This window comes from Occallatibacter sp. (assembly GCF_049510455.1).
Taxonomy (GTDB): Bacteria; Acidobacteriota; Terriglobia; order Terriglobales; family Acidobacteriaceae; genus Telmatobacter.
This window is the reverse complement of the sequence record NZ_JBEKYX010000125.1, coordinates 1-10,155: the sequence shown is the minus strand read 5'-3', so window position 1 is coordinate 10,155 and position 10,155 is coordinate 1. Positions and strand designations below refer to the sequence as shown.

The following is a 10,155-nucleotide window of genomic DNA, read 5'->3' as shown; positions in this document are numbered from 1 at the left end:
AAATTTCTGGGCTGCCTTGAAAGAGCTACGGCCCGAATCCTTTTTGGGATTCGGGCCGTAGCTCTTTCTTCTGCTGATTCTGAGTAAAGCATAAATGGGGTTAATTGCATGCAAAGTTTCTGAAAGAGGTGGGGTTACGAAAGGGTGGTGGACTTTGGTAATGGGGAAAGAAAGGGAAAAGGGAAAAGAGCAGTTCTCCTCTTGCTGTGGAGCGATCCCTGCCTGGCCGCTAAAACGAATACGCGGCCAGGCTGGGGCGTCCGAACTTTATACCTTCGGGAGAGATGCCCTAGTGGCCCACGGGAGTGACCAGTAGAAGGTTGTCGTTGTGGCCTGTGACGCGGACGGGTGCGCCGGTGGGGATGGGCTCGCTGAGATTATTGGCAATGGCGCGCCAGATTTCACCTTCGACGAGAATGTGGCCGGCGGGAGCGAGCGGTTCCATGGCGGAGGCGATGTGGCCGATGAGGGCTTCAACGCCGATGAGGGTTTTACGACGGCGGGCGCGGACGGCGAGGCGCAGCAGGAAGACGGTAATGAGGCCGAAGGCGATGCCGATCGACAGGGCGAGCCAGGGGTGGACATCGAGCTGCGGGATGGGCGATGCGACGAGAGTCATCATGCCGAGGACCAGGCTTAGGGTGCCTGCGATGGCGAGTGCGCCGTGGCCGCCGAATTTGGCTTCGAGGACGAGCAAGATGACGGCGGCGACGAGGAGCATGACAGCGGTGTAACGGATGGGAAGCAGGTTGAGCGCGAAGACGCCGAGCAGAACCATGAGCGCGCCGAGCGCGCCGGGGACGATGGTTCCGGGCGTGTTGAATTCGAGATAGATGAGAAGCGCGCCGCCGACGAGAAGCATCAAGGCAATGTTGGGATTGATGAGCCAGTCGAGAAGATTTTCTCGGAGAGTGGGCTCAAGATTCTGAATGCGGGCGTTGGCGAGGTGGAGGGTGAGCTTGCTGCCGTCCATGCGGGTAATGACGCGGCCGTCGAGTTTGGCGATGAGGTCGGCGTCGGAGGCAGCGGTGAGGTCGATTAGGCCCTGTGCGAGAGCTTCTTCAGCGGAGTAAGCGTGCGAGTCTTTGACGGCGGCGATGGCGGCGTCCTGGTTGCGGCCGCGTTTGGCGGCGTAAGAGCGCATGAACGCTTCCGCGTCATTCTCGACTTTCTGAGACAAGATGGGGTCGGGCTGGCCGGACTCGAAGACGACGTGTGCGGCTCCGGCGTTGGTTCCGGGGGCCATGGCGGCGATGTCTGCGGATTCAAGGAGGAAGAAGCCGGCGGAGCCGGCGCGCGCGCCAGCAGGGGCGACATAAATGATGACAGGGACGCGCGAGGTAAGGATGGCGCCAGTCATGGAGCGCATGGAATCGACGAGGCCGCCGGGGGTGTCGAGCTCGATGAGCAGGGCGGCAGCGTTGTCTGCGGAGGCTCGAGCGAGGGCGCGGTCGAGCTGGCCGGCGGTGACAGGCTGGATAGTGTCGGCGAGGGTGAATTTGTCGACGAGGGGTTGTTGGTGGGGGGATTGGGATAAAAGCAAGGGGACAGGGAATAGGGAACAGGGAATAGAAAAAGCAACAGCGAGTTTGCGGAGGGTGTGAAGCACGGTGATGCCTCCTGAATAACGCTTAAGGATAGCTGAAAAGCAGCAGGTCTTTCACTCCCGCCTGAAGAACGGCTGCGTTCAGAATGACACTCGATTTTTATTCCATCCAATTTGGCGGGGTGGATAGCTATTTGGACTGGGTGCGTTTGAGGTCGATCTGGCGGAGGAGGTCGCGGGCTGACATGCTTTTCGGATCGAACTGGATGGCGAAGTTGGCGTTGCGAGAGGCGTCGTCGTACTGGCCTGCGGCAAGATCGATGCGGGCGAGGACGAGGTAGGCTTCAGCGGAGGGCTTGAGCTGGATGGAGGCGAGAGCTTCGGCGCGTGCGCCGTTTGTGTCGCCGGAGCGCTCGCGGACTTCCGCGAGGCCTTCATGGGCGTCGGCGAGGCGGGTATCGGCGGAGGCGGCTTCACGGAAGAGGCGTTCGGATTCAAGCAAGAGGCCGCGGGAGAGATAGTCGCGGGCGCGGAGGACGAGAGCCTGGGCGCGCTGGTCGGGCGCGAGAGCATCAAAGCGCGCGGACTGCATCTGGTCCATCATGACGGCGGCCTGGCGGAAGGCAGAAGCGTCAAAGGTGCGGACAATACGCTCGAGTGGCTGGACGGGGGCTGGGGCGGGCTGTGCGCTGGATGGCGGGCGGAGGACGGCGTCGAGCGCCAGGGCCTCAGAGTCTGTGGGGCGGAGCTTGAGGTACTGGGCTAGCTCGGCGGAGGCGCCGTTTGTGTCGCCGTGGCTGCGGAGGCTGACGGCGAGATTGAAGTGGTAGTCGGGAGTGTTGGGGTCGGCGGTGACGGCCTGGCGAAAGAGCGCGGTGGCGTCATGGTTCTGACGGCTGACGGCGACTCCCTGATTGTTGAGCACGGGGGCGAGCGGAAGGACGCGGGAAACCTCCGTGAAGGCGGTTTCGGCGGCGGCGTAGTTGCCGGTATAGAGGAGCGAGAGGCCGCGGTAGAAGGAGGCTTCGAGGGTATCGGGAGCGGCGTTTGGCGACAGGGCGGTGACTTTGGCGAAGGCATCGGCGGACTGCTCATACTGCTGGTTGGCGAAGTCTTCGCGGCCAAGAGCCATCCATGCGGCAGGGAAGCTGGGGTTGAGCTTGACGGCGGCCTCAAGGTGATGGATGCGCTCAGTCTGGTCGGCTTCAGAGATGCCACGGATGTACTGCTCGAATGCATCGAGCTGAAGATTGGCTCCGGCGGCGACGAATGCCTCTTCGCTGATGGGAAAAGCAGGATCGAGCTGGCGGCTTAGTTCCCAGGTGAGGGTGTCGAAGACGGAGACGAGGGAGTGGATGTCTCCGCTGGCGGTGACGGGCTGGGAGATGCGGAGGTGCGGGACATCGACGATGCGGGCGGTGGCGGTGAGGGTGGAACCGGAGATGGTGTATTCGCCGGCGACGATGGCTTCCGCGTCGAGGGTTTGCGCGAGCTTGATGGAGGTAGCGCGGGAGGGATGGAAGGCTTGCGGGAAGCCGAGGTGGTCGAGGGCGTAGCGGCGGTCTGTGCGGCTGAGGGGTGAGAAGCCGGCGGCAGTGAGGCGCGATGTGAGGATTTCCGGTGCGGCTTCGCGGATCCACTCGATGTTGGGCTGATTGGAGCCGTTGTCAAAGGGGAGAACGAGAAGGATGCGGCTGCGAGGGTTGGCGGCATCCGCGGTGACTTGGGAATGGGCCGCTGGGGCTATGAAAAATGCAATGGTAGCGGCGAGAAAAAGAGCCTGCCGGAGATGCGAACGAAGTGACAACACGATGGGGAAATTATAGAAGGGCTAGGGGAGTGGAAGGCTAAAGGGATTGAGAGACTTTGCGTCATATTGGCGCTGGAAGCGAATGATGGCGGCCCATTGGCCTTGATGATCATCTTGTTGCCAGACGAGGGCTCCGTGGAGCTGGTGGGCGATAGCTTCAGGGGAGAGGTCGTGATGGAGGCCGAAGTATTGCTCGTCAAGCTGATGGCTGAGGGGACCGAGGGTGATGAGCGGGGGCGGATCGATCTTGGTGGAGAAGACGAGGGCGGTGGAGTAGCTTTCCGGAGTGGCGGCGGCGCGGGTGATCTGCGCGGAAGAGAAGTCCTCAATGGGAAAGACGTCAAAAGGGGCTTTGACGTAGCCGAGCTCGGGTTTACTGAGCTCATCGGTGGCCGGCCATGCGGATAGGACAGTGGAATCGAGGTATTGGGCCTGGATGCGGCGGATGGCTGCCTGATGGAGGCGGATCATGCGGGCGTAAGCGAGATTGTCTTCCGGCGCGAAGCCGTAGGGAGGATTGATGAAGAGTCCGGCGATGAAGGCGGCGGCGGAGAGAAGCGCGAGGACGGGCCACCAGCGGACGCGGCGGTAGATGGCGGTGATGGCGAGAAGCAGGACGAGCGGATACATCGGCAGGAGATAGCGGCAGAGCAGCGCGCCGCCGAGGAGGCTGAAGAGGATGGCGTTGGCGGCGAGGAGGATGAGAATGCGGTTTCGGACGGATGCGCTGAGGCTGGGGTAAGGAGTGCCGTCGGCGTTGGAGCGTGGAGGCATGAGCAGAGCAGCGAAACCGAGCAGGACGGGCACGAACATGTTCATGTGCGCTGTGAGGTGCAGAACGCGATGGGCGAGGGCGGCGAGGAAGCGTAATGGAGTGAGATTGGCCTGGGCGTTGTAGCGGAGGAATTCGGGGTTGCCGAAGAGAAAGCCGGTGCGGGAGTAGTGGTAAGCGTACCAGGCGGCGAGAGGCAAGATGGGTGTGAGGAGCCATGCGGCTTCGCGCAAGAGGGTGTTGCGTGTGGCCGAGTTGCGGAAGGCCTGCCATAGAGCGAGTGCGGCGAGGCTGAGCGGGATGAGGATCGCTGTTTCTTTGCACAAGGCGGCAGCGGAGAACCAGGCTGCTGCTACGAGGGGGCGGCGATTGGTATTGGGCAGCGAATAGACTAGGCCCCAGAGAGTGCAGGCGGCGGCGAAGATGTCGGCGTGCGCGAGAGTGGATTGGGCGAACCAGATGGGATAGAGCGCGGTGAGAGCGACCGTGGTGAAGGCGATAAGGCCGTTGCCGCAGAGACGCATGACGAGCCGCCAGATAGCGAGTAGAGCTAGAGCGGCAACGAGGACTACGGCCTGGCGGGTGACGGCGGGGACAAATCCGGAGGCCTTCCACCAGAGGGCGAGATAGATGCTGGGCAGAGGCGGGTGCGCGTTGGTGAGTGTGGAGGTGGGGATGAGGGAGCCGGTGCGGAAGAAATCCCACGCGGCGGGGATGTAGTAGCCAGCCTCGTCCCAGTAGTAGGGCAGGCGGAGGAGGTTGAAGTGGGTGACGTAGAGGGCGACGAAGAGGACGGGGAAGATCATCCAGAGGGGGAAGGGCGCGTTGAGTCGTGGCTCCAAAGCTCGCGGGATGAGTGATGGTTTCCGGCTCACGCGTACTGATCCTCGGGGACTAATTGACGGGGCCCTGCGGGAAATTGACAGGCAGGTTTGGGTTTTGCGGCTCAAGGTTGATTTCGCCGAAGGCCTGTTCGTATTGGGCGAGGTTCTGGGCGAGGAGATTCGAGAGGGCTTTAGCCTGCTGCGGGCTGAGGAAGATGGCCTGATGATTGCGGATGGTGACTTCATCGGGTGCGTCAGAGGACGCGAGGCCGAAGAAAAGCTGGAAGTCCCAGACGGAGACGCGGACCTGGACGCTGTTGGCGTAGTTTTCGCGGAAGTCAGGCGAGGGGGTGACGGTGATTTTGGGTTGTTGCGGGGCGCTCATGGATACAGATTATCGCGGCTGGGCAGGATTGGTGCGGAAGAGGGGACTTGAACCCCTAAGCCTTTTGGGCGCCAGCTCCTAAGGCTGGTGTGTTTGCCATTTCACCACTTCCGCATGGGTGGGCCTTTGTTTCCATTGTACGCGGAGAGTTATTCGGAGTCGCCGCGCCAGCGGCCTGCGGCTACGTTTTCGATATAGCGGCGGGAGTTGAATTTTTTGCCGGTGGATTGGCCGGACATGTAACGGATGGTGCCGAAGATGGGGCGGTCAAACCAGGGGCGGTCATGGACGCCGGCGATGGACCAGGCGATTCCGCTATAGCCGTTGGGATCGCGGCCATCTAGTTCGTAGCGGTCATTCAAGAGGACGGCGTGCTGGTAGGCCAGATGGGGCGATGGGGACCACTCGAGGATTTTCTTGGCCCAGTACATGCGCATGCGGTTGTGCATCCAGCCGTAGTGGACCATCTGGAGTTGCGCGGCGTTCCAGAGATCGTCGTGCGTGCGGCCCTGCTCCATTTCTTTGAGGGTGTAGAGCGTGGGGCGAGGGTCACTGGCATGCTCGCGGAGGGTTTTGGCGGCCCAGTCGGGGGCGCAGTCAAGGGAATCGTAATTGGGAACGAATTTGACGAAGTTTACGGAGAGCTCGCGCCAGCCGATGAGCTCGCCGAGGAAGATTTCACAGGCAGCAGCGGTGGCTTTGCCCTGCTTTACTGCGCGCTGTGCGGCGAGGGTAATAGTGATGGGGCTGATGTGGCCGAAGTGCAGGTATGGCGAGAGGCAACTGGTGCCGTCGAACTCGGGATGGTTGCGTTTTTCCGGATACGCGTGAAGCAGGCTGGAGACGAAGTGTTTAAGGCGGCCAAGAGCGGCGTGCGTTCCGCCTGTGAAGGTGTCGACAGGTTGGACGGAGCGGTCGAGGCTTGTCCAGCCTTTGGTAATGTCGCCTTGGAGATCGTAGCGGAGGAAATTCTTTGGAATGAGCCAGGAGTGAGTGGCTTTGAGATTGGGCTGCGGGACGAGGTATGTGGGCAGATGCGCGAAGAGGCGCGGCTTGAAGATGTGAAGCGCGTAAAAGTGTTTGTCGAAGAGACTTGAGGGGACAACGACGTCGGCGTCGACGGTGAGAAAGGGTAGAGTGAGGCGGCGGGCGAGAACTTTGCGCCAGCGCTCGGGTTCGCGGCAGTGGTTTTCATCGCCGATGAGAAGCGCGGCATCGACCTCCTGAAGGAATTTTTCGAGCTGATTGTCCGGTGGGCGGCGAACGATGAAGGCGACGTTGCGCTCGGCGAGGTCGGCTTCAATGTCCGCAAGCCCCTGGCTCAAGAATGCGTAGTGGCGAAGATTGGCGTTGGGATAGTTGGCAATGATGGAGAGAACGACGATGACGGGAAGGTTGAGCTCGTTGCCGAGAGCGATAGCGAGATCGAGTGCAGGATTGTCTAAAGCGCGCTGGGCGCGCTGCATCCAGTAGACGATGCACTTGCCGTCTTTGAGTGGAGAGCCTGCGCGGCGCACGGTGACACGCGGGTCTTGCGCGCGGGAGAGCAGAGGTTCCGGCAGCGGGCTCGCTTTTGGCATAAGTAGAGTTCAGCAAGGAGGACTATTGAAGCTGCTTCAAATCTTGTGCTGTTGTTGGAATGAGTTCAGCAATGGTGGGATGTATGTGCATGGAGCGCTGTAAGAGTGATATAGGTTTGCGCGCGTACATGGCCGTAAGAATGCAATGGATTGCTTCATCGGCTTCAGTGCCGAGGATGGATGCGCCGAGGATAAGCTGGGACTCTTTATCGACGAGAATCTTGATGAAGCCCTGTGTCTCGCCTCGTTCCGTGGCGCGAGCGACGCGGGTCATGGCGCGGGTGCCAATGAGCGCGGGCTTTCCGGTCTTTCGCACCTGCTCTTCAGTCATGCCGATTTGTCCCAGCGGCGGATCAATATAGAGAGCGTGAACGGGGATGCGGTCGCTGAGTTTGCGAGAGTCTCCGTCGAGTAGATTTGCGGCCACGATTTCATAGTCGTTATAGGAGGTGTGTGTGAACGCGCCGTGTCCGTTGCAATCGCCAAGAGCCCAGATGCCTGTGACATTTGTGCGAAGCTGATCATCTACCTGAATGTATCCGTGAGGGTCGAGCTGAATTCCTGCCTTGTCGAGTGCGAGTAGATCGTTGTTCGGCGTGCGGCCCACTGCGAGAAGCACGTGCGAGGCTGTGACAGTTGGTGGGTCAGTGTGGCAGGAAACATGCACGAGAACTTTTTCATCTGCCCGCTCCAGCCGGATGCATTCCGCATCGAGGCGCAGATCGATTCCTTCGCTGGTGAGCACTTTGGCGACAGCATCACTGACGTCAAGGTCTTCATGGGAGACGAGCCTGGAGCCGCGCTCGACGACAGTTACCTTTGCTCCGAGACGGCGGAAGATTTGCGCGAACTCCAGGCCAACGTAGCTTCCGCCGACTACTACAAGATGTTCAGGGATTGTGTCGAGATCAAGAATGGTTGTACTGGTGAGGTATGGAACGGAATCGACTCCGGGTAGATTTGGGATGGTAGGGCGTGCGCCGACGTTGAGGAAGATTTTGTCTGCTTCGTAGTGCTCACCGTTGACCTGGAGTGTGTGGCTGGAGACGAAGGAGGCTGTGCCTCTGAGCAGAGTGAGATGCTCCATTTCTCCGAGCCATTTTTCGAGGCCGCTTCTTGATTTCAGAACGATTTCCTGCGTGCGCGCCTTGATGTGGGGCATGTTGATAGCCACGTCGCCCGGAATACTGAATCCCATTTCATCGCCACGGCGCGTTTGTTGAATGGCTCTCGCGTTGGCGACGAGTGCTTTGGTCGGCGTGCATCCGACATTGACACAGGTTCCGCCAAGCCAGCCCTTTTCAATGAGGGCAACTTTTTCTCCGGCGGCTACAAGACGTGATGAGAGAGTTGGACCAGCCTGACCGGCGCCAATCACGATTGAGTCGAAGCGTGATGTCATTGGATTTTCACCCGAGGATTTGCGAGCAGAATTTATTTGAAATCGAATGCCTCTGCCTCAATCAACCGAAAGGTTGCAGGAGCAGGTGGCCCGTCCACTATAACTTGAATCGCTAGCGTCGCCGCTGCAGGAAATGCAAAATGATTGCGAACATTGGAAATCGGATGCCTGCTGGGGTCATGCAGTTGCTCTGGCATAGGTCAATAACCATTGCGCTTCGGATTGGTAAACATTTTCTCGGGAATCTGAAAATAGATGTTGTTTCCATGTGCTGCCAGGAACAACCTATTGAGGTTGATATTTTTTGGGATTGCTCCTATTCTGAAAACGCATTCTCGCCAGTCGGTTAATCCTTATGCCAAAGCCAAGACGGAGTCCTGGCTCCAAAAGCGGTTTGATGGACATACGCACCGTAGCTGAACGGGCGAATGTCTCCGTTGCCACTGTTTCGAGAACCATCAACCGCGTTCCCACGGTCAACGCCAAGATGGCGAAGCGAGTATGGGATGCAATTCGCGAGCTTAATTACTTTCCGAATACGCAGGCACGGGCTCTTGTCTCAGGACGAAGCGGCGTTTTCGGTCTGATTGTTTCCGAAATTACCAATCCGTTTTTTCCTGAGCTGATACAGGGATTTGAAGATGTGGCGGTTGAAAATGGCTACGAGATCCTGGTCAGTTCAACCAACTACGATCCCAAGCGCTGGGAGCTTTGCATTCGGCGCATGCTTGAGCGCAAGGTCGAGGGCGTGGCCGTGATGACCTTCGGCATTGAAGAACCGCTTCTTGAGCAACTGGCTGAGCGCAACGTACCTCTAGTTTTTATTGACAGCGGTCCGAACAGCTCGCAAGTGAGCTTGCTGAAGGTGGATTATCATCATGGAATTCGTCAAGGTGTGCAGCATCTGGCGGCTCTTGGTCATAGAAATATCGGATTCATCTCTGGCCCTGGGCGGCTGAGCTCGGCCCATGCTCGTCTTGAAGCCTTTACTCAGTCGCTGCGGGAATGCGGCATCCCACCGCAGCCCGAATGGATCATTGAAGGCGATCACATGCTGGAGGGCGGAATTCGGGCGACAGAGCAGTTGCTGGCCGGGAGTCGGCTTCCGACAGCGGTGATGTGCTCGAACGACATGACGGCGATTGGCGTGTTGCACAAGGTGTACAGGGCTGGGCTGCGTGTACCTGATGATCTTTCGGTGATTGGATTTGACGACGTACAGATGGCGCGCGTGATGATTCCGCCGCTTACCTCGATACAAATGTCGCGGGTGGATCTGGCCCGCGCAGCGGTGACTGCGCTTCGATCTCACGTTGAGAACACGGCGCCTCAGCGGGAATACAGCATTGACACGCAGCTCGTGGTGCGGGAGTCGACGGGGTATCCACCGGGTGCGATGCGGGATCTTTCCACCGACTCGCACAGGAAGCGCGCAGTAAACTAAATTGCGCTGAGAAGGCGCAGAGCGGGATCGACGCATCGGGCAGTGTTCCGGCAGCGCAAATTCTATATGGAGGGCTATGTGTAATGGGCTGGGAAAACGTTTGCTAATGATCGGTCGATTCCGTATGATGCGGATGTTATTGAGGGATGATCCGAGGCGTCCCGGTCCAGGAGTTGGCCGTCCAATAGAAGGTTAAATGCAGTCGATTGAGGAGCATCGCAGATGGAAGTTGTCGCCGGTGTTGATTTTGGAACGTTGAGTGTGCGTGTCACGCTTCTGGAACGTGATCGCGGTCGCCTTGGCACCGCTGCTGCTTCCTATCCGCTGAAGCGAAAGAAAGAGGATCCGAATTTCGCGACCCAGTCTCATGCGGACCAGATGAACGCGCTGGT

At 59.4% G+C, this 10,155-nt stretch carries 7 protein-coding genes, 1 tRNA gene and 1 pseudogene; 2 read left to right on the top strand and 7 right to left on the bottom strand.

What is annotated here, in order from left to right; genetic code table 11:
- Positions 1-289: 289 nt before the first annotated feature.
- From ABSG47_RS18585 to ABSG47_RS18555, 7 genes are all read right to left on the bottom strand, one after another.
- On the bottom strand, positions 290-1,609 hold the full coding sequence (locus tag ABSG47_RS18585; protein WP_424171299.1) for an NfeD family protein: 1,320 nt from the start codon (positions 1,607-1,609) through the stop codon (positions 290-292).
- 127 nt (positions 1,610-1,736) lie between these two features.
- Positions 1,737-3,356 (bottom strand): tetratricopeptide repeat protein, encoded by a 1,620-nt coding sequence (locus tag ABSG47_RS18580; protein ID WP_424171297.1) that lies wholly within the window; start codon positions 3,354-3,356, stop codon positions 1,737-1,739.
- Positions 3,357-3,377: 21 nt separating this feature from the next.
- Positions 3,378-5,003: a glycosyltransferase family 39 protein gene (locus ABSG47_RS18575; RefSeq protein WP_424171295.1), complete on the bottom strand. Its 1,626-nt coding sequence runs from the start codon at positions 5,001-5,003 to the stop codon at positions 3,378-3,380.
- 19 nt (positions 5,004-5,022) lie between these two features.
- Positions 5,023-5,337: a DUF3467 domain-containing protein gene (locus ABSG47_RS18570; protein WP_424171293.1), complete on the bottom strand. Its 315-nt coding sequence runs from the start codon at positions 5,335-5,337 to the stop codon at positions 5,023-5,025.
- A 29-nt stretch (positions 5,338-5,366) separates the two neighbouring features.
- Positions 5,367-5,451: transfer RNA gene (locus tag ABSG47_RS18565), tRNA-Leu, on the bottom strand.
- Positions 5,452-5,486: 35 nt separating this feature from the next.
- On the bottom strand, positions 5,487-6,917 hold the full coding sequence (locus ABSG47_RS18560) for a deoxyribodipyrimidine photo-lyase (RefSeq protein WP_424171291.1): 1,431 nt from the start codon (positions 6,915-6,917) through the stop codon (positions 5,487-5,489).
- A 22-nt stretch (positions 6,918-6,939) separates the two neighbouring features.
- A complete protein-coding gene (locus tag ABSG47_RS18555) occupies positions 6,940-8,319 on the bottom strand; it encodes an FAD-containing oxidoreductase (RefSeq protein WP_424171290.1) in 1,380 nt (459 codons plus the stop codon).
- A gap of 397 nt (positions 8,320-8,716) precedes the next feature.
- Here ABSG47_RS18555 and ABSG47_RS18550 point away from each other — a divergent pair, with 397 nt between their 5' ends.
- Both ABSG47_RS18550 and ABSG47_RS18545 read left to right on the top strand, forming a co-directional pair.
- On the top strand, positions 8,717-9,763 hold the full coding sequence (locus ABSG47_RS18550; protein ID WP_424171288.1) for a LacI family DNA-binding transcriptional regulator: 1,047 nt from the start codon (positions 8,717-8,719) through the stop codon (positions 9,761-9,763).
- A 222-nt stretch (positions 9,764-9,985) separates the two neighbouring features.
- Positions 9,986-10,155 (top strand): annotated as a pseudogene (locus ABSG47_RS18545) (ribulokinase); the annotation flags it as partial.

What these genes read in the sequence shown, in the direction of transcription:
- ABSG47_RS18570 (WP_424171293.1), bottom strand. Translation starts at nt 5,337, where the DNA reads ATGAGCGCCCCGCAACAACCCAAAATCACCGTCACCCCCTCGCCTGAC.
- ABSG47_RS18560 (WP_424171291.1), bottom strand. Translation starts at nt 6,917, where the DNA reads ATGCCAAAAGCGAGCCCGCTGCCGGAACCTCTGCTCTCCCGCGCGCAA.
- ABSG47_RS18555 (WP_424171290.1), bottom strand. Translation starts at nt 8,319, where the DNA reads ATGACATCACGCTTCGACTCAATCGTGATTGGCGCCGGTCAGGCTGGT.
- ABSG47_RS18550 (WP_424171288.1), top strand. Translation starts at nt 8,717, where the DNA reads ATGGACATACGCACCGTAGCTGAACGGGCGAATGTCTCCGTTGCCACT.